Source organism: Bacteroides luti (assembly GCF_900128905.1).
GTDB lineage: Bacteria > Bacteroidota > Bacteroidia > Bacteroidales > Bacteroidaceae > Bacteroides > Bacteroides luti.
In genome coordinates this window covers 219,744-242,993 of sequence record NZ_FQTV01000003.1, presented here as the reverse complement: position 1 = coordinate 242,993, position 23,250 = coordinate 219,744, and the positions used below count along the sequence as shown (strand labels likewise).

The 23,250-nt window shown below is 37.0% G+C and carries 19 protein-coding genes; 9 read left to right on the top strand and 10 right to left on the bottom strand.

Features of this window, described 5'->3' with window-relative positions; genetic code table 11:
* Positions 1-9 precede the first annotated feature (9 nt).
* From BUC21_RS04280 to aroC, 4 genes are all read right to left on the bottom strand, one after another.
* Entirely contained in the window at positions 10-1,005 is a 996-nt protein-coding gene (locus tag BUC21_RS04280) for an NAD(P)H-dependent glycerol-3-phosphate dehydrogenase (protein WP_073399536.1), read from the bottom strand.
* A 6-nt stretch (positions 1,006-1,011) separates the two neighbouring features.
* Positions 1,012-2,745: a lysine--tRNA ligase gene (lysS, locus tag BUC21_RS04275; RefSeq protein ID WP_073399534.1), complete on the bottom strand. Its 1,734-nt coding sequence runs from the start codon at positions 2,743-2,745 to the stop codon at positions 1,012-1,014.
* Between the two features lie 312 nt (positions 2,746-3,057).
* On the bottom strand, positions 3,058-4,419 hold the full coding sequence (locus BUC21_RS04270; protein ID WP_073399532.1) for a dipeptidase: 1,362 nt from the start codon (positions 4,417-4,419) through the stop codon (positions 3,058-3,060).
* A gap of 24 nt (positions 4,420-4,443) precedes the next feature.
* Positions 4,444-5,520: a chorismate synthase gene (gene aroC / locus BUC21_RS04265; protein ID WP_073399530.1), complete on the bottom strand. Its 1,077-nt coding sequence runs from the start codon at positions 5,518-5,520 to the stop codon at positions 4,444-4,446.
* Between the two features lie 407 nt (positions 5,521-5,927).
* Here aroC and BUC21_RS04260 point away from each other — a divergent pair, with 407 nt between their 5' ends.
* The 3 genes from BUC21_RS04260 to BUC21_RS04250 all read left to right on the top strand — a co-directional run bounded on the left by BUC21_RS04260 (position 5,928) and on the right by BUC21_RS04250 (position 11,059).
* Positions 5,928-8,330 (top strand): glycoside hydrolase family 31 protein, encoded by a 2,403-nt coding sequence (locus BUC21_RS04260; RefSeq protein ID WP_394332748.1) that lies wholly within the window; start codon positions 5,928-5,930, stop codon positions 8,328-8,330.
* A 333-nt stretch (positions 8,331-8,663) separates the two neighbouring features.
* A complete protein-coding gene (locus BUC21_RS04255; protein WP_073399528.1) occupies positions 8,664-9,344 on the top strand; it encodes a hypothetical protein in 681 nt (226 codons plus the stop codon).
* A 1,142-nt stretch (positions 9,345-10,486) separates the two neighbouring features.
* Positions 10,487-11,059 (top strand): TlpA family protein disulfide reductase, encoded by a 573-nt coding sequence (locus BUC21_RS04250; RefSeq protein ID WP_073399527.1) that lies wholly within the window; start codon positions 10,487-10,489, stop codon positions 11,057-11,059.
* A gap of 90 nt (positions 11,060-11,149) precedes the next feature.
* Here the strand turns inward: BUC21_RS04250 and BUC21_RS04245 are convergent, their stop codons facing one another.
* Positions 11,150-11,746 (bottom strand): FKBP-type peptidyl-prolyl cis-trans isomerase, encoded by a 597-nt coding sequence (locus BUC21_RS04245; protein WP_073399525.1) that lies wholly within the window; start codon positions 11,744-11,746, stop codon positions 11,150-11,152.
* A 562-nt stretch (positions 11,747-12,308) separates the two neighbouring features.
* On the opposite strand from BUC21_RS04245, the gene ilvD reads away from it, so the two are divergent.
* The 6 genes from ilvD to BUC21_RS04215 all read left to right on the top strand — a co-directional run bounded on the left by ilvD (position 12,309) and on the right by BUC21_RS04215 (position 19,379).
* On the top strand, positions 12,309-14,141 hold the full coding sequence (ilvD, locus tag BUC21_RS04240) for a dihydroxy-acid dehydratase (protein ID WP_073399523.1): 1,833 nt from the start codon (positions 12,309-12,311) through the stop codon (positions 14,139-14,141).
* A 25-nt stretch (positions 14,142-14,166) separates the two neighbouring features.
* Positions 14,167-15,864 (top strand): biosynthetic-type acetolactate synthase large subunit, encoded by a 1,698-nt coding sequence (gene ilvB / locus BUC21_RS04235; protein ID WP_073399521.1) that lies wholly within the window; start codon positions 14,167-14,169, stop codon positions 15,862-15,864.
* Positions 15,865-15,871: 7 nt separating this feature from the next.
* Complete coding sequence (ilvN, locus tag BUC21_RS04230; protein WP_139261267.1) at positions 15,872-16,426, top strand: acetolactate synthase small subunit; 555 nt, start codon at positions 15,872-15,874, stop codon at positions 16,424-16,426.
* Positions 16,413-17,156, top strand: a complete 744-nt coding sequence (locus BUC21_RS04225) for an acyl-[acyl-carrier-protein] thioesterase (protein WP_073399517.1) — start codon at positions 16,413-16,415, stop codon at positions 17,154-17,156. Before ilvN ends, BUC21_RS04225 begins: the two co-directional genes overlap by 14 nt.
* Before the next feature lie 24 nt (positions 17,157-17,180).
* A complete protein-coding gene (gene ilvC / locus BUC21_RS04220) occupies positions 17,181-18,227 on the top strand; it encodes a ketol-acid reductoisomerase (protein WP_073399515.1) in 1,047 nt (348 codons plus the stop codon).
* A 354-nt stretch (positions 18,228-18,581) separates the two neighbouring features.
* Entirely contained in the window at positions 18,582-19,379 is a 798-nt protein-coding gene (locus BUC21_RS04215; RefSeq protein ID WP_073399513.1) for a M48 family metallopeptidase, read from the top strand.
* A gap of 76 nt (positions 19,380-19,455) precedes the next feature.
* Here BUC21_RS04215 and BUC21_RS04210 read toward each other — a convergent pair whose 3' ends face one another.
* The 5 genes from BUC21_RS04210 to BUC21_RS04190 form a co-directional block, all read right to left on the bottom strand.
* A complete protein-coding gene (locus BUC21_RS04210) occupies positions 19,456-20,049 on the bottom strand; it encodes a hypothetical protein (protein ID WP_139261264.1) in 594 nt (197 codons plus the stop codon).
* 153 nt (positions 20,050-20,202) lie between these two features.
* Positions 20,203-20,748, bottom strand: coding sequence for a hypothetical protein (locus BUC21_RS04205; protein ID WP_073399645.1), 546 nt, complete (start codon positions 20,746-20,748; stop codon positions 20,203-20,205).
* A gap of 186 nt (positions 20,749-20,934) precedes the next feature.
* Positions 20,935-21,501, bottom strand: coding sequence for a hypothetical protein (locus BUC21_RS04200; protein WP_073399508.1), 567 nt, complete (start codon positions 21,499-21,501; stop codon positions 20,935-20,937).
* A gap of 99 nt (positions 21,502-21,600) precedes the next feature.
* Positions 21,601-22,149, bottom strand: a complete 549-nt coding sequence (locus BUC21_RS04195; RefSeq protein WP_073399506.1) for a 3'-5' exonuclease — start codon at positions 22,147-22,149, stop codon at positions 21,601-21,603.
* Positions 22,150-22,155: 6 nt separating this feature from the next.
* Entirely contained in the window at positions 22,156-23,121 is a 966-nt protein-coding gene (locus BUC21_RS04190; protein WP_073399504.1) for a DMT family transporter, read from the bottom strand.
* Positions 23,122-23,250: the final 129 nt, after the last annotated feature.

Below are 23,250 nucleotides of genomic sequence, written 5' to 3'. Positions count from 1 at the left end.
GTAAGTGTGTTATCTGAATGAATCAGTTAATAATTTTATTTCTATAGCAGGAGAGATTCTTTCGTATAGAATATTATAAACAGCATCAAGAATAGGCATATTTACGTGATAATGTTTGTTTATCTCTTTTATGCATTTTGTGCCATAATATCCTTCGGCAATCATCTCCATCTCTATCTGTGCACTTTTCACAGAATAACCTCTACCAATCATTGTTCCGAATGTGCGGTTACGGCTAAAGTTTGAATATGCAGTAACGAGAAGGTCTCCCAGATAAGCAGAGTCGTCAATACTTCTGTTTATAGGATATACCGTGTTAAGGAAGCGATTCATTTCCTGAACTGCATTTGATATGAGCACCGCCTGAAAGTTGTCGCCATACTTCAGTCCGCTACAAATACCTGCTGCAATGGCATATACATTTTTAAGTACAGAGCCATATTCAATACCTGCCACGTCATCACTTACAGATGTTTTTATATACTGGCTGGCCAGCTTACGGGCAAGAATACGTGCTTTATCTTTATCCGGACAAGCTATAGTTAAATAAGAAAGACGTTCCAATGCAACTTCTTCAGCATGACACGGACCTCCAAGAGCTGCAATGTTCTCTTCGGGCACTCCGTATTCTTGAGCCAAATATTCAGATACAATCAGATTTTCATCCGGTACAATCCCCTTGATGGCTGTTATGATGAATTTATCCTTTAGCTTAGTTTTCAACTTTTTCAGATGAACTTTAAGATAAGGAGAAGGAGTTACAAAAATTAATGTATCAGAATCTTTTACGATATCATTAATGTTGGAACTGAAATTTATCCGTTTAACATCAAATTTTACTCCGGTAAGATATGCCGGATTATGACCTAAACGTTTAAAATCTGCAATACGGTCGTCGCGACGCATATACCAGTTTATGCTGTCATCCTGAGCTAAAACTATTTTTGCAATAGCTGTAGCCCAGCTTCCTCCGCCCATGATTGCTATTTTTCCAGGTAATTTCATGATTCCTTATGATAGCTTATTAATCCATTCTGTAACAGTGTTGACAGAAGGATTGCTCAATTCCAGCTTATATTTCTTATTAATACCACAGATATCCATTTGGAATTTCTGAGGGTTTACGCCTTTCATATCTTCTACCAGATTGTATCCGGCTTTCTGAATTACAGGTACCCAATCTTCTGGCACACCTAATTCCATATATTTAGTAGCGGGATCTTTCTTAATTGTTTTTTCAGGACGCATCTGAGGGAAGAACAAAACTTCCTGAATAGTGGTTTGTCCGGTCATCAACATAACTAAACGGTCCATACCTATACCCATACCAGAAGTAGGAGGCATACCATATTCCAAAGAGCGTACAAAGTCGTTATCAATAAACATTGCTTCGTCATCTCCCTTTTCGCTTAGTTTAAGCTGATCCTGGAAACGCTCAAGCTGATCAATTGGATCGTTAAGCTCAGAGTATGCGTTACACAACTCTTTACCGTTAACCATCAATTCAAAACGTTCTGTAAGTTCAGGATTGTTACGGTGGCGCTTGCAAAGAGGTGACATCTCAATAGGATAATCAGTGATGAATGTAGGCTGAATATAGTTGCCTTCACATTTTTCGCCGAATATTTCATCGATGAGCTTTCCTTTACCCATTGTTTCATCTACTTCCACACCAATCTTAGCACATACTTCACGAAGTTCGTCTTCGCCCATGCCGTTAATATCAATACCTGTAAACTCTTTAATAGAGTCTATCATGGTAATACGCTTGAATGGAGCTTTGAAACTAATTATGTTATCACCAACTTTCACTTCATGAGTACCGTTTACATCGAAACAGATCTTATCAAGCATCTTTTCAGTGAAATCCATCATCCAGTTATAATCCTTGTAAGAAACGTATATTTCCATACAGGTAAACTCAGGATTGTGGGTGCGGTCCATACCTTCGTTACGGAAGTTCTTTGAGAACTCGTAAACTCCTTCGAAACCTCCTACGATAAGACGTTTCAAATAAAGTTCGTCAGCGATACGAAGATATAAAGGTATATCGAGTGCATTGTGGTGAGTAATGAACGGACGTGCAGAAGCACCTCCTGGAATGGATTGCAGAATAGGAGTTTCTACTTCCATATAGTCTTTAGCGTTAAAGTATTCACGCATAGATGAATATACTTTATTACGCTTGATAAATATGTCTTTTACGCCTTCGTTAACAACAAGGTCAACATAGCGTTGGCGATAGCGAAGTTCAGGATCTTCAAAAGCATCATAAGCTACACCATCTTTGTATTTTACGATTGGAAGTGGCTTAATTGACTTGGAAAGAACTGTAAGTTTCTGAGCGTGAATACTTACTTCGCCCATTTGAGTTCTGAAAACAAATCCTTCAATACCGATGAAGTCACCTAAATCGAGCAAGCGTTTAAAAACAGTGGTGTACAATTCTTTATCCTCTCCCGGACAAATGTCATCACGGGTGATATAAACCTGGATTCTTCCTTTGGAATCTTGTAACTCAATAAAGGAAGCTTTTCCCATTACACGACGGCTCATTATACGACCGGCCACAGATACTTTTCGTGGTTCAGCGTTTTCGTCATCTACGAATTCCTGTTTTATATCGGTTGAGAATGCATTGGTTACGTACTCGGCTGCAGGGTATGGTTCAATGCCCATAGCACGCAGTTCATTCAGACTGTTTCGTCTGATTATTTCCTGTTCGCTTAGTTCTAATAGGTTCATTTTACTACGTATTAACTCAAATTTGTGGCAAAAGTACGAAACATTTCTCAGATAACGTAATGAAATCCCATCTAAATGATTGATTGTTGGGAGGTATAAGGCAGGCAATCTTAATTATTTGGTGAATGAATTGAGAATTCTTGTACAGAAGATTGCATTCTTTTGTACAGAAGATCTAATTGTTCTGTACAAAAGAATTAAATCTTCTGTACAGAACTTTAAGATTGTTAGATGTTAGAAGAAACAGTGAGTGCTCATTGACTGAACACAACTTGATAATGTATATATCTCTTATTTCATAAACAAGAGGCTCTATTTTGAATATTCCATGTGGAACTCGGCAACAGCTTCAATTCCCTTGCGGAATATATCCAGAGAGAAACTTTCATTTGGAGAATGTATCGCATTGTCTTCAACTCCAAAACCCATTAATATAGTTTTGATACCCAGAACTTCTTCAAAAGTAGAGATGATAGGGATGCTTCCTCCGCGACGAACGGCAAGCGGTTTCTTACCAAATGCTAATTCAAAACCTTTCTCGGCTGCACGATATGCGGGGTGGGAGATAGGGCATACATAACCCTGACCACCATGCATCGGAGTAACTTTAACTTTTACTGTTTCCGGAGCAGTTTGCTCTATATAATTCTTAAATAACTCACTGATTGTATGATGATCCTGATGAGGAACCAGTCTGCAAGATACTTTTGCATAGGCTTTTGATGGCAGAACTGTTTTTGATCCTTCACCGGTATATCCGCCCCAGATACCGCATACATCGAATGACGGACGACAGCTGTTGCGTTCCAGGGTGGAATAGCCGGCTTCTCCGGCCAACTGCTCTACTCCAATGGACTTCTTGTATTTTTCTTCATCGAAAGGTATCTGTGCAATCATGGTTCTTTCAGCATCGGGTACGGCTTCCACATCGTCATAGAAATGAGGAATAGTGATTCTTCCGTTCTCGTCTATAATCTTGCTCAATATGCCGCAAAGAACATTGATTGGATTAGCAACGGCACCGCCAAAGTGTCCTGAGTGAAGGTCGCGGTTTGGACCGGTTACCTCTATCTCCCAGTAAGCAAGTCCTCTCAGGCCGGTAGTTAGCGATGGAAGATCGGCTCCCAACATACTTGTGTCTGATACCAGAATTACATCGGCTTTCAATAATTCTTTGTGATCTTTGCAAAATTGTTCCAAACTTGGAGAGCCAATCTCTTCTTCTCCTTCAAAGATAAATTTCACATTATTCTTCAGAAGCTGATGACTTAATAAATATTCAAATGCTTTTACTTGTATAAAAGCTTGCCCTTTATCATCATCTGCACCTCTTGCCCAGATTTTGCCGTCACGTATTTCAGGCTCAAATGGATCGCTAGTCCACAGTTCCAGAGGTTCTGCAGGCATAACATCATAATGAGCATAAACTAATACCGTTTTAACGTCAGGGCTCACAATCTTTTCTCCGTAAACAATTGGATTACCGGAAGAAGCCATCACTTGTGCTCTGTCAGCTCCCGCTTCCAGTAATAGCTCTTTCCATCTTTGTGCACATGCCAGCATATCATCTTTATGTTCCGGCAAAGCGCTGACAGAAGAAATTCGTATTAAGCTGAAAAGCTCATTCATCATCCTTGTTTCGTGTAGGGTGATGTAAGATTGTATATGTTTCATTATTAAGCTATACCTTTCTATAGATTATAATTGAGTCGTTTTATCAATCAGGTAATAGTCAAGGATTGTCATGGCTGCCATTGCTTCTACAATAGGAACTGCTCTAGGTAGAACGCATGGATCGTGTCTTCCTTTTGCTTTCATTGTAGTGTCAACTCCATTAATGTTCACCGTGTGCTGTTCCATAAGAATAGTAGCAACCGGTTTAAATGCAACACGGAAATAGATATCTTCCCCGTTACTTATTCCTCCTTGTACGCCTCCGGAATGATTTGTTTTGGTTTCTATTACACCATCGTGGTTATAGAAAACATCGTTTTGTTCAGAACCTTTTTGTTTCAGCCCTTTAAAACCGTCTCCATACTCAAATGCTTTTGCTGCATTAATGCTCATCATTGCATTCCCAAGCGCTGCATGAAGCTTTCCAAAAACTGGCTGTCCAAGGCCAATAGGACATCCTTTTATAACGCAGGTTACTACTCCGCCTATAGTATCTCCCTCTTCTTTTATCTGAGCGATATAGTCAACCATCTCTTTCCCTTTTTCCAGATCTGGACAACGGGCTGGTGTATCTTCTATTTTTGAAAAATCATACTTGCTATAATCTTCATCCAGACGAATATGTCCTACTTGTGATGTGTAAGCAGTAATGTTTATTCCAATCTGATGTAAAGCCATCTTGGCTAATGCACCAGCCACCACACGGGATATTGTTTCACGGGCAGAAGAACGGCCGCCGCCACGATAGTCGCGAATTCCGTATTTTAGCTGATAAGTATAGTCAGCATGTGACGGACGAAATATGTTTTTTATGTTTTCGTAATCTTTGGATTGCTGGTTTTTATTCCAAACAATAAAGCCGATAGGACTCCCTGTGGATTTTCCTTGAAAGATACCCGATAGAAACTCAACTTTATCTGATTCGTCACGGTCGGTTGTAATCTTTGATTGTCCGGGTCTACGTCTGTCTAGTTCTTTTTGAACAAAGTCCAGATCAATTTTAATTCCTGACGGAAAGCCGTCAATAACTCCGCCAATTCCTTTACCATGAGATTCGCCGAAGCTGCTTAATCTGAAAATATTGCCGAATGAGTTGAACATAGCTTAATATATTTAGTTTGTTATGGCAAATATAATTAATATTTCTTTAATATTACTATAAAAACACCTATTAATCCGAAAGGTTTTACAATAAATTGCATTATTTTTTCTCTTTCTTATTCTTTTATAATTCAGGTTTTATCTGATTAAATATTAGATGCTTTTAGTTGTTCTTTGTCCTTTATGAAGTCAAAAATATGAATATGGCTTGAAAATCAATAATATAACTGTATCTCTATTAACAATGTAAAACCATTAACGCACTTGTAGCTTATAAATTTCTGGTTTTGCTGACTAATTTAATAAATATGAAACAAATTATCCCCTTTTTCAAAACATTATATATATAAGTATTAAAAATATATCCCATACTTTTGTTTCTCTTTGATTAACTTAAAATATTAACAATGAAAAAATACATGTCGGTAGGGTTGATAGCCCTGTTTTTTATGCTTCTATCTTCACCGGTTTCGGTTGCCCAACTTCATATAAATGGCGGTTCCTCTTACCTGATGAATCAGGCGAAGGATGTAAGTACAGATTTCGGCGATTTTACAAACATATTCTTTTTCGCAGATAAGCTTTCAAATTTTGATCCGGTATCGGCATCTGGAAAAATTGAATGGAAACGTAACACGTTGTATACCCGTCAGGCATTTAATACAAATGCTGTTTTACCGCAAAATCTTCGGATGCTCGATTTTCCTGAAACAGCTTACGATAATAATCCGCAGTTAAAGTTTTCTGTTGAATTTGTAACTCCACGCACATTGCGTATACGCATGCTTACTACTCCGGTTGAACAGAAAGAAGCGGAGTCTGTAATGTTGGTTAAAACTCCTGGAAAGGATAATAGCTGGAAGTATTCGGCCGTAAAAGGAGGACACCTTTATAAAAGTATTTATGGTTCTATATTAATTGAAGAGAATCCTTGGCGAATAATTTTAAAAGATGCAGCCGGCAAACAATTAACAGATACCTGGCGCTGGAAAGACAATGACTCTACTCAGGTGAAAAATCTGCCTTTCAATTTTATAAAACGAGGAAGTGATAACTCACGGAGCATAAATCCTGTGTTTACACTTTCTCCCGGAGAAAAGATTGTGGGCTGTGGCGAATCGTTTACCTCTCTGAATAAAGTTGGGCAGAAGGTCAATCTTTTTGTGACAGATCCTCAAGGTCCGGAAACAGATCAGATGTACAAACCTATACCATTCTTTATGAGTAACCGTGGCTACGGAATGTTTATGCATACTTCCGCTCCGGTAACCTGCGACTTTGGAGCTACTTATACCGGTATAAACAAATTGTTTATGGCCGATGAGGCTTTAGATTTATTTGTGTTCTTTGGTGAACCGAAAGATATTCTTGACGAATATACCAGTCTGACAGGAAAATCGCCGATGCCTCCACTGTGGAGCTTTGGAACATGGATGAGCCGCATTACTTATTTCAGTGAAGCAGAAGGATATGATGTTGCAAAGAATCTGAGAAAATATAAAATTCCTGCTGATGTAATCCATTTCGATACGGGATGGTTTGAAACCGATTGGCAATGCGATTATCAGTTTGCTCCCAGTCGTTTCAGTAATCCTGAAAAAATGATTAAAGATCTCAGGGAGGATGGGTTTCACATATCACTTTGGCAGCTGACTTACTTCACACCTAAAAATAAATATTTCAGTGAAATTGTTGATAAAGGAATGAACGTAAAGAATGCTAATGGCGGAATGCCGTATGAAGATGCGGTGCTCGACTTTTCCAACCCGCAGACTGTTGCCTGGTATCAAGATAAGTTGGCAGGATTACTGAAGATGGGTGTTGGTGCGATTAAAGTGGATTTTGGAGAAGCGGCACCGTTAAATGGTTTTTATGCATCGGGCAAAGGAGGGCTTTATGAACATAATCTTTATCCTCTCAGATATAATAAGACGGTGGCCGATGTAACCTCTAAAGTAAACAATGAACATATAATCTGGGCACGTAGTGCATGGGCGGGTTCTCAACGTTATCCTATCCATTGGGGCGGCGATGCTGCAAATACGGATATTGGTATGCAAGGAACACTTCGCGGCGGACTTTCTTTGGGACTAAGCGGATTTTCTTTCTGGAGTCATGATATTGGTGGGTTCGTACAAAAATCGCCGGAAGAACTTTATCGCCGATGGTTGCCATTTGGATTCCTTACTTCGCACAGTCGTGCTCATGGTGCACCTCCTAAAGAACCTTGGTTATACAATGAATCCTTTACTAAAGCTTTCCGTGAATCGGCCGAGATGAAATACATACTAATGCCTTATGTTTATGCTCAGGCAAAGAATTGTACAGAGAAAGGCTTACCAATGGTACGTGCTTTGTTTGTGGAATTCCCCGATGACCCAGGCGCATGGCTGGTAGAAGATCAATATATGTTTGGGAATGATATAATGGTAGCTCCGTTGATGGAAAATGGTTCTCAAAGAAACGTTTATCTTCCTTCAGGGAAATGGATAGATTATCAATCGGGAAAGATTTATCAGAGTGGATGGAATAAAATTTCAGTCGGGCATATCCCTGCTGTAATTCTGGTTCGTGATGGTTCGGTAATTCCGCACATTGCTCTTGCGCAATCTACTGATAAAATGGACTGGTCAAAGCTTGAATTATCAGTTTATTCGTCTGATGCAAAACAAGCTAAAGGCTTACTATGTATTCCTGCCGATAATCTACTTAAAGAGGTAATACTCACAAACGAAGGAAGTAAATGGTTGGTGAAAGATAACCCTTATCAAGGGAAAATAAAATTGACTGTTAATAGTATAATAAAATAATTGATTCAGTAGAACAGGTCTGTTTGGTTAGGTTTTTCAGATTAAAGGGTGGTTGGCTTACTTGTAGTTGACCATCCTTTTTTATAGCGCGCCGTGCATGATTATATTGAAGGGGTTTAAGATGGTTCGTTTGTTTACAATGACGATGGTTCTAAGATTAAGATGGTACTAAAAAAGAATAGCACAAGTGAGTTACGTTGTTATTATTGGGTGGGATAATAGTAATTGGATGAAGAAGTTGCAGGGACAAAAGAAAAACTGTATATTGGTAACAATTATTACTTTTCCAATTAATAACACTTCAACAAAAGTTGCACCTTTAATAATAATTTTATGAGCATACCAATAAGTATCAAGAAGAAAGTTTCACAAGATTGGCTAGAAGCTTATCCCGAACTTTCGCCTTACAAGGTTAACAAACTATATAAAGTTGTAGGACCTTTTGTTTTGGGGATTGAGTTGATTACCTTACCTTACCAAGGTAAGGAATATAGACCATATTTTGTTGGTTATTCTCTGTGGGGTAACAATGAGGAAGAGTGTATGCTTGGTCCTTTATTCTTACAACAAATAAAGGATAAAAAGGGGTGGCAATTTAATATTCCTTTTTCAGACTATGATTCTAAAAATGCAGAAGCGATTGAATGTACAAAGAATAAAATAAAAACATCTTTTGATAAGATTGTTCTAATAAAGGATTTATTGCAAGTAATCAATAATTTATTTTCAACTTCATATAGTATTATAGACCATATGAGTGTATATAAAACAAAATTTTATTTTGCTTTATATATTGGAGACTTAAATTTGATAAATGAAACGTTGAAAGAAATAATAAATGTGAGTTCGGATTGGGGTCCTAATATTTTTAAATTCAGATATGGAACTCGGGAACATTTTATTGAAAAACTGCAAAATGATATCATTAATCGTGAATCTTTTTTGAATCTAATAAAATTGAATCAAGGTAGTAATAAGTTTAAAAACCTAAAAATTAGTGATTTGGAAGATTAATGGTTGATATTCAGAATTTCCGGTGCAATATTTAAGTTGCACCGTTTTTTTATATGGCATCAAATGTTTTGTTAGCTGACGCCTTGGTTTACTTTTAACTAGCCATCCTTTTTTGTCATTAATCAAACTCTAACGAAAAAATGAAATTCTATCTGCCACCTGCCACTAAATAAGGTTTAATGTGCTGAAAAATAATAGACTAAGTTAGTGGAAGATAAACTTTATATACAATTCATCTGCCACTAGAATCTGCTATCTGCTACTAGTTTGCGGCTGTATGGACTAATCTCTTATAACTATCGTGAAAGAATAGTTTTTTTTGAATCAATAAAAATGTGTAACTCTTTTGTCTCTTTTAGAGCTCTTTTCCTCTTTAAAATCACAGATTTCTGTTATCACCTCTTAATTAATAAGTTATCTATTTTTTCCATTATAATTTAGTAAGCCCGCGGCCGTGAACCCATAAGCCCTCGAACGAGTGCCCACCAGTCTTTAGCCAAGAACCCATGAGTCTTCATTCGAGGGCTTACTTATGTCTTTTTTAAAAATTGATTATCTTGTAAGGCAAAATTTATTATATATAAGCTATAAAAGGGAAAGCAATAAAGCATTTGGTAAAAGTTTACAAGAGGGGCTTAAATCATTCATTTCGGGTGCAATTTTTAGAAGTTGAAATTTCCTCACCAAAGAATTTGCGACAACATACATCATGATGTTCTGGAGTGCTCAATTTAGTGGCAGATAAGCGTGGTTTAGTGGCAGATGATTAGTTCGATATTTTTATCTACTACCACCTGAAAGCCCTTTTGTGAAGTAGTTTTAGACGTTTTAGTGGTAGATAGTGCAGATGATTCAATGTAATTCACTATTAGTTTTAAATGCAGTGTGGCTTACATAAGTCTGATATTTCCAACTCCCGCATTTGGTAGGTTTATATTCCGTAGTTTGACCTATTTTTATTCCCTGATATGGCTAAATATTTTGCCCTGATTTGCCTAAAATCTGTATCTTTATGAATATATTCTGTATTTTTCTGTGCAACATTTGCAATCCATTGACTCAATTTATACCTTTGTGGAGTGATTCATTTTCAACTAACTAGATACTGATGTGGATTGCTAAATGTTAATTTGATTTTTTTGATGAAGAAGTTTTTTTGTGCACTAATAGTTTTTTGTAGTGTTTCTGCTGCATATTGTATTCAGACGAATAATGATCTTTCAGTATCTGAGGTGAATGGCGAACTGAAGGAATCCAAAGCTAAGCAAAAGGCCGATGATAAAGCTCTGCAAGAGAAACTTTGTGATAAGCCTTGCCCTGAATTTACATTAACTGATACCAAGGGTAAACTCTGGACGGATCAGAATATAAAGGGGAAAGTTACAATGATAAATATCTGGCATGTATATTGTGAACCTTGCATAAAAGAGATTCCGCAGCTAAACGAGCTGACCAAAAAATATGCTGGCGTTAATTTCCTTTCAATGACTTTTAATAATTCAGATCAAATAGAAAAGATAGTAGCTAAGAATCATCCCTTGTTTCACCAAATACCGGATGCTATTAATTTTATAAGTAAAACTGGGATTTCTTTTACTCCAACGAGTATATTAATTGATAAGTCGGGTGTTATAAGATGTGTTGTTCGTGGTGGAGATGAAAAGCAATTCAAACTTTTGAATAAAAGATTGAAAGAACTCTCGAAAGAGAATTAGTAAGATAAGGAATATATAAAATAAAAACAGCACACAGAAAGTTTGCTATATAAGCAACATCTGTGTGCTGTTTTTTATTATAATATATGATTAGTGACATCCGCAACCGCTACCGCAGCTACCTTCATGTCCTTCTTCATCACATCCGCAATCGTCACCGCAGCTGTCGCATCCACAACCACAACCACCTTCACCACTCATCACGTTGATCATTCCCTGAATTTCTTCATTCGTTGCAGTACGTGATTCAAGAACTTCTCCTACGAAAGTTAAATCTTCGCCAGCTAATGGGTGGTTCATATCAACCTTTACATTGCTGTTGCCTACTTCAACTACAGTAGCATTCATTCTGTTTCCGTCAGCGTCCATTAAAGGAACAACGTTTCCTGCAAAAATGCGTTCTGCGTCGAATCTTCCGTCAATTTCAAATATATTTTTAGGGAGATCAATTACATGTTCTTCGTTGTAATCTCCATATGCTTCAGTGCTAGAAATAGTAAATTCAAACTTATCGCCTACAGCTAAACCTGTAAGTTGACTCTCGAAGGCATCTAATGTAGTGCCTAGACCAGAGATAAACTGGAAAGGTTGTTCTGGGGTTGCTTTTTCTACTAAATCTCTTTCTCCATCTTCAGTTACATACAGTTCGTAAGAAACTACTATGAGTTTGTTTGGTGCTGTTTCCATCTATACTTTTGTTATTAATAAATTCTGTACTATTTTAATAAGGTGCAAATATACGAAATATTTATTCGATACCTGCGTGCCGCAATTTATTTTCAGATTATTAAGTCCTTTTTTGTAAATTATGACTTATATTTAAAAATGCTGTATTCTCTTTTCTTTTTAATCCTGAAGCTATAACAACAGAATCGTAATATATAATCGAAATTACTATTTCATATTATATATGTATCTTAATCTTTCTCTTTTCAATCTAAAAAGTGGTTGAAAGTTATAAAATAGGATAATTATGAGCTAATTTCTTACGATTGCAAATATTTAAGCGTTTTTTTTATTCAATTTGTTTGGCGGTTTAAAAAAAGAGCGTACCTTTGCATCGTCTTTAAAAAAGAAATAAAAAGCAGTATGAATATTATTACATCAATTAATTTGTCTCTAGTGCATATTATTCGCCTCGTGGTGGTCCAATCAAGAGCGTGAGAAAGGTGTATAGTTAATCGTACTATAAAAATATTATTTAGAGCCTTTCTCAGTCATGAGAAAGGCTTTTTTAATTTAAGAAACAATGGAGAAACAATTACGTAGTTCGTTCAGTACGCAAGGTCGTAGAATGGCAGGAGCGAGAGCTCTTTGGATGGCAAATGGCATGAAGAGAGAACAATTGGGTAAACCTATTATAGCAATCGTTAATTCATTTACTCAGTTTGTGCCAGGACATGTTCATTTACATGAAATTGGTCAGCTGGTAAAAGCAGAGATTGAAAAGCTTGGCTGCTTTGCCGCTGAATTTAATACTATTGCCATTGACGATGGAATTGCAATGGGACATGATGGTATGCTTTATTCTTTGCCTTCACGTGATATTATTGCTGACAGCGTAGAATATATGGTGAATGCTCACAAGGCAGATGCTATGGTTTGTATCAGTAACTGCGATAAGATTACTCCGGGAATGCTGATGGCATCTATGCGACTTAATATTCCTACAATATTTGTTTCAGGAGGTCCGATGGAAGCAGGAGAACTTAACGGTCAGCATCTTGATTTGATTGATGCAATGATTAAGTCGGCCGATGAAAACGTAAGCGATGAAGATGTAGCTCAGATTGAAAAATCAGCTTGTCCTACATGTGGTAGCTGCTCGGGTATGTTTACTGCCAATTCAATGAACTGTTTGAATGAGGCTATAGGTTTGGCTTTACCTGGAAATGGAACTATCGTTGCTACACACGAGAATCGTAAGAACCTCTTTAATGATGCTGCAAAAAAGATCGTAGAGAATACATATAAATATTATCAGGATGGCGATGACAGCGTTCTTCCAAGAAGTATTGCTACTCATTCGGCTTTCTTGAATGCAATGACTTTGGATATTGCAATGGGTGGTTCTACCAATACTATCCTTCACCTTTTGGCAATAGCTCATGAAGCAGAGGTTAATTTTACAATGGACGACATTGACGCTCTTTCTCGTAAAATACCTTGTCTTTGTAAAGTTGCTCCGAATACACAGAAATATCACATACAAGATGTGAACCGTGCAGGAGGAATCATCTCTATTCTTGCAGAATTGAAAGCAGCAGGCTTAATTGATGCAAACGTGAAACGTGTAGATGGAATGACACTTGCTGAGGCTATTGATAAATATTGCATAACCAGCCCTAACGTTTGTGATGAAGCGATAAATAAATATAAAAGTGCTCCGGCAGGTAAATTTAATCTGATTTTAGGATCACAAAGTTGTTATTATAAAGAGCTGGATGCTGATAGAAAAGATGGCTGCATTCGTTCTTATGAATACGCTTATACTAAAGATGGCGGTCTTGCTGTATTGAAAGGAAATATTGCTCAGGACGGATGTGTGGTAAAAACAGCCGGTGTGGACGAAAGCATCTGGAAATTCTCTGGTCCTGCAAAAGTTTTCGATTCTCAGGATGCTGCCTGTGACGGAATTCTGAAAGGTAAAGTCGTCTCTGGAGATGTGGTCGTCATTACTTACGAAGGACCAAAGGGTGGTCCGGGTATGCAGGAAATGCTATATCCTACATCTTATATCAAATCAAAGCATTTAGGAAAAGAATGTGCATTGATTACCGACGGACGCTTTAGTGGCGGTACATCAGGATTGAGTATCGGACATGTATCTCCTGAAGCTGCAGCCGGAGGAAATATCGGATTAATAAAAGATGGTGATATTATTGAAATAAATATCCCTGATAGAACTATAAATGTGAAGTTGAGTGATAAAGAACTAGATCTTCGCCGTTCTCTGGAAATGGAGAGAGGAAAGAAAGCATTTACCGCTCCTTTGCGAGATCGCAATGTTCCTAAGAGCTTGAAAGCTTATGCAAGTATGGTAAGCTCGGCAGATAAAGGGGCAGTTAGATTAATAGATTAAAAACTAAACAACGAGCTATTTAAATATGGATAAACAACTAGTTACTGGTTCGGAAGCATTAATCCGTTCTTTGATAAAGGAGGGAGTAGATACCATATTCGGTTATCCCGGTGGAGCGATTATGCCTGTTTATGATTGCTTATATGATCATAAACAAGAATTAAATCATGTTCTGACTCGTCATGAACAAGGTGCAACTCATGCAGCACAGGGATACGCACGAGTCTCCGGTAAAGTTGGGGTATGCGTTGTTACCAGCGGACCGGGTGCAACCAATGCCATTACAGGAATTGGAGATGCTATGCTTGATAGTACACCGTTGGTTGTTATTGCAGGTCAGGTTGGTGCAGCCTTGTTGGGTACTGATGCTTTTCAGGAAATCGACTTGGTTAGTTTAACTCAGCCAATAACAAAATGGAGTTACCAGATCCGTCGTGGAGAAGATATAGCCTGGGCAGTGGCTCGTGCTTTTTATATAGCAAAGAGTGGCAGACCAGGACCGGTAGTTCTGGACTTTGCAAAGAATGCTCAGCTGGCAAAGATTGAATATGTACCTCATACTATAGATTTCATTCGTAGTTATCAACCTGTTGTTGATATCGATGAAGAAGCAGTTTGCGCGGCAGCTCAGCTTATAAATTTTGCAAAAAAACCATTGGCTTTGGTTGGTCAGGGTGTAGAATTGGGCGGAGCTCAGAAAGAACTCTTAGAGTTCCTTGAAAAAGCAGATATTCCTGCAGGAAAAACATTGCTGGGACTTTCGGCATTACCAACCGCTCATCCTTTGAATAAAGGAATGTTGGGAATGCATGGTAATCTGGGACCAAATGTGAAAACCAATGAATGCGATGTTCTTATTGCAATTGGTATGCGTTTTGACGACCGCGTTACAGGCGACTTACATACTTATGCTAAACAGGCAAAAGTTATTCATTTTGATATTGATCCTGCAGAGATAAATAAGAACGTTAAAGCAACAGTGGCTGTAGTAGGAGACTGTAAAACAACGCTGGCTGCAGTAACAGAACAACTGAAAAAGAACGAGCACAAGGAATGGATTGACAGCTTTAAAGAAAGCGAAGAAACAGAATACAATTCAGTTATCAAAGGTGAGTTGAATCCTGCTGAAGGTCCTATTACTATGGGGGAAGTTGTTGATAAGATATCGAAAGCAACCAATCACGAAGCTGTGCTGGTTACAGATGTAGGTCAGAATCAGATGATTGCTGCAAGATATTTCCAGTTCACAAAGAGTAGAAGCGTTGTAACTTCGGGCGGATTGGGAACGATGGGCTTCGGGCTTCCGGCTGCAATTGGTGCAGCATTTGGTGCACCCGACAGAACTATTTGTCTGTTCTGCGGTGACGGAGGATTGCAAATGACTATTCAGGAATTGGGAACCATTATGGAAACTGGTGCTCCTGTGAAGATTATTCTGTTGAATAATAACTTCCTGGGTATGGTGCGCCAATGGCAGGAACTGTTCTTCCACGAACGTTATTCTTCCACCCCTATGAGAAACCCTGATTATATGAAGATAGCTTCTGCTTATGGAATAAAGGGCAGATCAGTCTATTTGCGCGATCAATTAGATGGAGCAATTAAGGAAATGTTGCAGACAGAGGGTCCTTACCTTCTTGAAGTGGGAGTGATAGAAAAAGGAATGGTTTATCCGATGACACCAGCCGGTGCAACGGTTACTAACATGTTGTTGGGATACTAATACTGATATTATGAATAAGAAATTATATACAATCAACGTTTATTCAGAAAATATGGCCGGTTTGTTGAATCAGGTAACAACGATTTTTACACGCCGACAGCTGAATATTGAAACATTAAGCGTATCAGCCTCTTCTATTGAAGGTATTCATAAATATACTATTACTGTTCATACGGATGCCAGTACAATAGAAAAGGTTACCAAGCAGATTGAGAAACGTATTGATGTAATGCAAGCGCATTATTATACTGACGATCAGATTATCTTTCAGGAAGTGGCGCTTTACAAAGTTCCTGCATTGTCCTTGTTGGGCAGTAATCAGGTAGAGAAACTTGTTCGTAAACATAATGCACGTATTCTTGAAGTAAACCAAACCTATGCTGTTATTGAACTAACCGGGCATCCGGAAGAAACTCAGGCTTTGTATGATGAGCTTATGCCTATGGGATTGTGGCAGTTTGTACGTTCGGGACGTATTGCCATTACGAAAAGTCCGGTAGAGCGTCTGAGTAATTTCTTAGCTTTGGTTGAAAGTAGAAAAGGTAAAAATGGAGCAGAATAAAGTAGGTAATTATAATTTTGTAGCAGAACCCTTCCATGTAGATTTCTCCGGACATCTTACAATGGGCGTATTGGGTAATCATTTACTGAATTGTGCAGGATTTCATTCCACAGACAGGGGATTTGGCATTGCCAATCTTAATGAAGCTCATTACACATGGGTACTTTCCCGACTAGCTGTTGAATTGGACGAAATGCCTTATCAATATAAGAAGTTTAGCATTAGTACATGGGTAGAAAATGTATATCGTCTTTTTACAGATCGTAATTTTGAGATTCTGGACGAGAACGGACACACTATCGGTTATGCTCGTTCTGTATGGGCTATGATTAGTCAGCAGACACGAAAACCTGCCGACTTGCTTACTCTTCACGGTGGAAGCATTGTTGATTATGTTTGCGACAAGGAATGTCCCATCGAGAAACCTAGTCGGATTAAAGTAGACGATTGTGAGCCCGATACAACTTACGAGGCAAAGTATAGTGATATTGATATTAACGGGCATGTAAACAGTATCAAGTATATTGAGCGTGTTCTCGATCTTTTTCCGCTTGAAATGTATAAAGAGAAACGGATAAAACGTTTTGAAGTTGCATACATTGCGGAAAGTTATTACGGAGATACTCTTTCGTTCTATAAACAGAAGATAAACGAAAACGAGTATAACGTTGAAATAAAAAAGAATGGCGGCGAGGTAGTTTGCCGTAGTAAAATGATATTTATTAATTAGTTTTTTAAATAAAAAAGAAGCAAAATGGCACAAATGAATTTTGGCGGTGTTGTTGAAAATGTAGTAACCCGCGATGAATTTCCTTTAGAAAAAGCACGTGAAGTATTGAAAAATGAAACTATTGCAGTGATTGGTTATGGTGTTCAGGGACCTGGACAATCATTGAATCTTAGAGACAATGGTTTCAATGTAATCGTTGGCCAACGTAAAGGTGGAAAAACATGGGAAAAAGCCATTGCTGATGGTTGGGTTCCAGGAGAAACTTTATTCGAAATTGATGAAGCTTGCCAACGTGGTACAATTATTCAGTATCTTCTTTCGGATGCTGCTCAGATTGAAGTATGGCCTACAGTTAAGAAGAACCTTACTCCAGGTAAAGCTCTTTATTTCTCTCACGGTTTTGCTATTACCTACAAAGAAAGAACAGGTATTGTTCCTCCAGCAGATGTAGACGTAATTCTTGTTGCTCCTAAAGGTTCAGGTACATCTCTTCGTACAATGTTCCTTGAAGGCCGTGGCTTGAACTCTTCTTATGCTATCTTCCAGGATGCAACAGGTAACGCATTCGATCGTGTTGTTGCTCTTGGTATCGGTGTTGGTTCAGGTTACTTGTTTGAAACTACATTCAAACGTGAAGTTTACTCTGACTTAACTGGCGAACGTGGTACTTTGATGGGTGCTATTCAAGGTTTACTTCTTGCTCAATATGAAGTATTGCGTGAAAACGGACATACTCCATCTGAAGCTTTCAATGAAACTGTAGAAGAACTTACTCAGTCATTGATGCCTTTGTTTGCTAAGAATGGTATGGACTGGATGTACGCAAACTGTTCAACTACTGCTCAACGTGGTGCTCTCGACTGGATGGGCCCATTCCACGATGCTACAAAACCTGTATTTGAGAAATTGTATTCAGAAGTTAAGTGTGGTAACGAAGCTCAACGTTCTATTGATACAAACTCTAAACCAGACTACCGCGAAGGTTTGGATGCTGAATTGAAAGCTCTTCGTGAAAGCGAAATGTGGCAAGCTGGTGCTGTTGTTCGTAAATTACGTCCTGAAAACAACTAATCAGAAGCTCTGCTTATAGCTTTTTAAGAGGAGTGTTTTTCTCCTCCTTACATAATATAATCCCATCTCGAAAGGTTTCTTCTTTATAAACCGGTTTTGAGATGGGATTCTTTTTTATCTCAAATTTATTGGTGAATGATTGAAATCCTTTCGCCTATAAATAAAAAGCATTCACCAATAAATAAAAACCATTGGCGAATAAATTCTTCATCGTAATCATCAGTTTTTTCCAGTTCGAAATAGTAAGGCCTAAAATATGAATGAAATTATAGCGTTAAATTATTCATTTAAACTAAATTCTAACTATTTTTGTTTTCCATTAGACAATAAATAATTGACTAAATAGATATAACTATGAAAAAATTAAAAACATTTCCTGCAATTTTTGTTCTTGTGCTGTTTATTACTGCATGTAGTACTGTAGCGTTAACAGGACGTAAACAACTTCTTTTAGTATCGGACTCAGAAGTGTTGAGTTTAAGTAGTACCAGCTTTAAGGAATATATGGCAACGGCCAAAGTTTCCACCAATAAAACAAATACAGCCATGGTAGAGCGAGTTGGGAAAAAAATATCTGCAGCTGTTGAGGCTTATCTGAATGCTAACGGTCTGAGTGCTGAGGTGAAGAATTTTGCATGGGAGTTTCATTTGGTAAAAGACACAACAGCAAATGCATTTTGTATGCCCGGCGGTAAAATTGTTGTGAACGAGGGAATTTTGCCAATTACAAAGACCGAAGCGGCATTGGCTATTGTTGTAGGTCATGAAGTTGCTCATGCTGTAGCAAAACACTCTGCAGAACGTATGAGTCAGCAACTTTTAGTTTCTTATGGGGGACAAGCATTAGGCGCTTTGTTATCTAAAAAATCGGCAGCAACACAAACGTTGGCTGGACAAGTGTTCGGATTAGGTGCCAATTATGCTGTGATGCTCCCTTATTCTCGTAGCAATGAAAATGAAGCAGACAGAATGGGATTAATCTTTGCTGCAATGGCAGGCTATGATCCTCAGGTAGCAGTTGAGTTCTGGCAACGAATGAGTCAGGGTGGAACATCTATCCCTGCGTTTTTTAGTACTCACCCTTCCGATGCTGCTCGTATTGCCAATATAAAGAAAGTAATGCCCGAAGCTTTGAAGTATTATAAAAAGTGATTTCAGCAAATAAGTAATTGAGAAATAATAAAGTAATAGCCTGTCTGGATAGATCTTCCGGCAGGCTATTATTCTTTTATTTATTTATTATAGGGTCATATTTAATGGTTCTGTTCATTACAATTATCCAGTCCCAGTCATTAGGGTTTCCGGCTCCAACACTAGGAGTGTAGAGAAATATATCTATCTTTTTCTTACTATCTAAACAATTAGATACGATATTAAGGCTATTTATCGAATTACATATTGATGAATAATCAGTGGGTGGTGTGCCAAAAATGCATTTGAATGGTAAGTGTTTTGGTTTTGTTGTTGGATCTTCTATAAGAGAGTAATTGCCTGCAGGTATAAATGTCTTTGGATAGTTAATAGTACCTGTGCCATTCCAAATTATAGAACCATCGAATAACAAATCATTGGTAGGCTTATAATACAAGGATATATTTCCAAAATCACCAGGTGCTTTATATTTTATCGTAATAGGAATAGTATCAGCATCTGTAATCTCACTGTTTATCTGTTGTTCATATCCACCTTCGAACTTGTTTGTCATATAATCTACTTTCAATATTACAATCGAATTGTAATCTTCAGTTATATTATCTTTATCACCCTTGGAACAGGAAGATAAAATAAAGATGGATAAGAGTAATAAGAACGTTTTTTTCATATCTATATATTTTAATTTTTTATTTCTTAGTATTTTTGTTCTTCAAAGTTATCAATTTTTCTAGTGCGTAAAAAACTTCTATATTCTTTGCTAGGTTTTGGATCTTAAAATTCTACTATGCTTTTTCCAACGCTATCATTTTATTATAAATTTCTATTGCGATACTCTATACCAATTACAATCAAGTTGTTTAACGCTTGCACCAAAGGTATAGAATCCTTTCAGTTCATTAGAATCATTAGTGTAAACAAATGCAGAAAAATGATCAATAAAACCTTGATCAATATAAAAAATAATTGTTAGTTCTCCTTTTTCTCCTTTTGAAATATCTATCTCTTTTCTTCCATTGGAAATAGGTGGAAAATTCCATTTCTCTATATTATAAGAATTTAAAGTCTTTCTATTTTGTATTTCATGCTTGATGTTTGTAACGATTGTGTCTCTGGTTTTACGTCTCATTACCCAATCTAGTTTTTCTACGATACTTGAACCAAATAATAAAGAAATAAGACCTAAAGTGATGGCGGTAGTAAGTCCAAACTTATGGAACTTAGTTTTTAATTGGTCAGTCTTTTTGTAGAAAGGCAATAATAAGTATATGGATAGTCCAACTCCAATTGATAAATATGGTATCACTTGAAAAATGGCTAACATTCCTGACGTATAGTAATAAAATAATGGTGCTTGGATAATAGCCATTATCAATATTATTAAAGTTAGAGTGTTATAATAGTATTTTTTCTGTGCTTTATTTCCTAAGAAAAGCAGAATCCCTATTAATAGAAATATCCCGATTAATATCATTTTATGTTTTGAGATTAATTATCAATATCTTTTTGGGTGATTAATTTAATAAACCGCATTTTTTGTATTAAAACCGATAGATTAACTTATACTGTGTGTTAGATATTTAATTATTATCCATTTATCTTTTTTCTTTTTCATCAAAACTGTAGCTCCATATCCGCATAAATTTCCGCAAGAAATAAAATACTCTGCTATCGCAAATTTTTTATTTTTTGATAATAAGAGCTTATTGAAATAGCAAACGGCACTTTTGTGGTAGTGTTTTTTTATTGCGTAAAGAAATGGTTCAAAAATTAATGTATCATTCGCCTCTTTATAATTTTGATAACTATCTATTGAGTCGGGATTAATGGCATTGAAACTGCTATTGTTTTTAATTATAAAGACATCATCAATAGCTGATTTCCTGAATTGCTCTCTGTTGAACCCATATTTCTGAATTAATTCAGGAATATCAAGCATGGATGAACTAATATGTTTTTCGATCAGAGGATAAACTATAAAAGATGTATCTTTCAGAGTAGAAACAATATCTCTGTATAATTTAAATTCAGAATCACTGATAGCTTTATATATTTGATCCTGCCCAAATAAAGAATTATTTGATAGAATAATATAAGAGAGGATTAAAAGCATCTTCTTCATTTGTTATTATTAAATTACTTCCAAAAATATGGATATAATCTAATACTAGCAAGTGTTTTTTCTTTTTATTTACTTTTTTATTGTTAGAAAAAATTTCTTTCAATAGTTCTGTTTCACAAATGCAGAGAGCTCCTCAAAACTATTAGTTTGAGTTTTCTGGAACATATTTAAAGCTATTGCCGCACAGGCTTCTGCATCGGCCAGTGCATGGTGATGTTGTTTTAAATCGTATCCGCAATGTTCAGATACTGTATGTAATTGATGATTTACCAATCCTTTGTGCATTTTGCGGGATAAACGGCAAGTACAGTAGAATTTATAATCCGGATAGGAAAGACCATACAGATTGAATACGGCTTTTAAACAGCCTTCATCGAAAGGACTATTGTGAGCAACCAAAGGTAATCCGCTAACTTCTGGACCTATTTGGCTCCATACGTCTGGAAAATCCGGCGCATTTTTAGTGTCGTCAAATACCATTCCGTGAACTTGTGTAGTCCAGTAAGTATAAAAATTGGGGCGTGGACGAATCAGGCTATGAAAACGGTTGGTTATTTCACCATTCTCTACAATGATAACTCCTACACTACATACACTGGTGCGTTGCCCGTTGGCTGTTTCAAAATCGATTGCTGCAAATTTTTCCATAGTTCTTTAATCCTCCTTTTCCTCATTATCCTTTTGTTGCGTGTCTACCTCCTGATATACTAATTCTGCCTCAAGCTGTGCTTTAGATTTACTTTGAGTTACAATGAATACTCCTGTGAAAACAAATGCAATTGCTACAGTTTTTGGCCATCCAAAAGAATCCATTCCTATACTTACGGCAACAAATGATGCGACAATAGGCTGAACATAATTGTACATGCTAACAATAGTAGGGCGTAATGTCTTTTGTCCGGTCATTACCAAAAGATAGGCAAGAAAAGTTGCTGCAAAAACTACAAAAGAAATCTCTCCGAATACCTTTAAAGGCACAGCTGCAAAATTAATGGAAGCTATATTATCATAAGAGAATGGAATGAAACACATAGATGCATATATAAACATCCATTTCATAATGGTAACCGATGAGTATTTTTCAATTAAGCCTTTAAAAACAGTTAAGTAAATAGCAAAACTAAGTTGGGCAGTAAGACAAAGCAAATCGCCGGCAATGTTTCCAGATTTGCCTCCTGAAGCTGCCTGGCTGGTTAGTATTAGTATTAATGCTCCAATGGCACCGACGAATACTCCCAGAACTTTTTTTCCTGTAATTGGTTCTTTAAGTACAATAGCTGCAACAATCATAGTAACAATAGGAGCCATGGTAGTAACTATAGAAGCATCGATAGGAGAGGTCAATGAAAGACCGAAAATAAATGTTCCCTGATTAAGCACAATGCCAAAGAGAGCTGCAAAGAAAAGCATTAGTAAATCTTCATTTTTAACTCGTTCTTTTTTTGTAAAGAGCGATATAAACCAGAATGCAATGGCTGCTCCAAAGAAACGAAATGTGGTGAGAGCCAGAGGCGGAATGCCAAAATCTAAAGCAGCTTTTCCAATAGGTGCGTTAAGTCCCCAGATTATACTCGCAGCCAACATGGAAAGATGGCCTTTATAATTCTTATCATTATTCATATTTATCAAATTAATATTCGGGCAAAGTTAATTCTTATAATTTGCAATGGCAATATTGTATTATTGAATTGTTTTTAAAAAAAATAATCTTTAACTTTGCAATTGTAACATAAAACGGCTTTTTTGCGA

What these genes read in the sequence shown, in the direction of transcription:
- BUC21_RS04200 (WP_073399508.1), bottom strand. Translation starts at nt 21,501, where the DNA reads ATGAAGAAGATGCTTTTAATCCTCTCTTATATTATTCTATCAAATAAT.
- BUC21_RS04225 (WP_073399517.1), top strand. Translation starts at nt 16,413, where the DNA reads ATGGAGCAGAATAAAGTAGGTAATTATAATTTTGTAGCAGAACCCTTC.
- BUC21_RS04270 (WP_073399532.1), bottom strand. Translation starts at nt 4,419, where the DNA reads ATGAAACATATACAATCTTACATCACCCTACACGAAACAAGGATGATG.
- BUC21_RS04245 (WP_073399525.1), bottom strand. Translation starts at nt 11,746, where the DNA reads ATGGAAACAGCACCAAACAAACTCATAGTAGTTTCTTACGAACTGTAT.
- BUC21_RS04195 (WP_073399506.1), bottom strand. Translation starts at nt 22,149, where the DNA reads ATGGAAAAATTTGCAGCAATCGATTTTGAAACAGCCAACGGGCAACGC.
- BUC21_RS04260 (WP_394332748.1), top strand. Translation starts at nt 5,928, where the DNA reads ATGAAAAAATACATGTCGGTAGGGTTGATAGCCCTGTTTTTTATGCTT.
- BUC21_RS04280 (WP_073399536.1), bottom strand. Translation starts at nt 1,005, where the DNA reads ATGAAATTACCTGGAAAAATAGCAATCATGGGCGGAGGAAGCTGGGCT.
- BUC21_RS04210 (WP_139261264.1), bottom strand. Translation starts at nt 20,049, where the DNA reads ATGAAAAAAACGTTCTTATTACTCTTATCCATCTTTATTTTATCTTCC.
- ilvD (WP_073399523.1), top strand. Translation starts at nt 12,309, where the DNA reads ATGGAGAAACAATTACGTAGTTCGTTCAGTACGCAAGGTCGTAGAATG.
- BUC21_RS04215 (WP_073399513.1), top strand. Translation starts at nt 18,582, where the DNA reads ATGAAAAAATTAAAAACATTTCCTGCAATTTTTGTTCTTGTGCTGTTT.
- aroC (WP_073399530.1), bottom strand. Translation starts at nt 5,520, where the DNA reads ATGTTCAACTCATTCGGCAATATTTTCAGATTAAGCAGCTTCGGCGAA.
- BUC21_RS04190 (WP_073399504.1), bottom strand. Translation starts at nt 23,121, where the DNA reads ATGAATAATGATAAGAATTATAAAGGCCATCTTTCCATGTTGGCTGCG.
- ilvB (WP_073399521.1), top strand. Translation starts at nt 14,167, where the DNA reads ATGGATAAACAACTAGTTACTGGTTCGGAAGCATTAATCCGTTCTTTG.
- BUC21_RS04205 (WP_073399645.1), bottom strand. Translation starts at nt 20,748, where the DNA reads ATGGCTATTATCCAAGCACCATTATTTTATTACTATACGTCAGGAATG.
- ilvC (WP_073399515.1), top strand. Translation starts at nt 17,181, where the DNA reads ATGGCACAAATGAATTTTGGCGGTGTTGTTGAAAATGTAGTAACCCGC.
- BUC21_RS04255 (WP_073399528.1), top strand. Translation starts at nt 8,664, where the DNA reads ATGAGCATACCAATAAGTATCAAGAAGAAAGTTTCACAAGATTGGCTA.
- lysS (WP_073399534.1), bottom strand. Translation starts at nt 2,745, where the DNA reads ATGAACCTATTAGAACTAAGCGAACAGGAAATAATCAGACGAAACAGT.
- BUC21_RS04250 (WP_073399527.1), top strand. Translation starts at nt 10,487, where the DNA reads ATGAAGAAGTTTTTTTGTGCACTAATAGTTTTTTGTAGTGTTTCTGCT.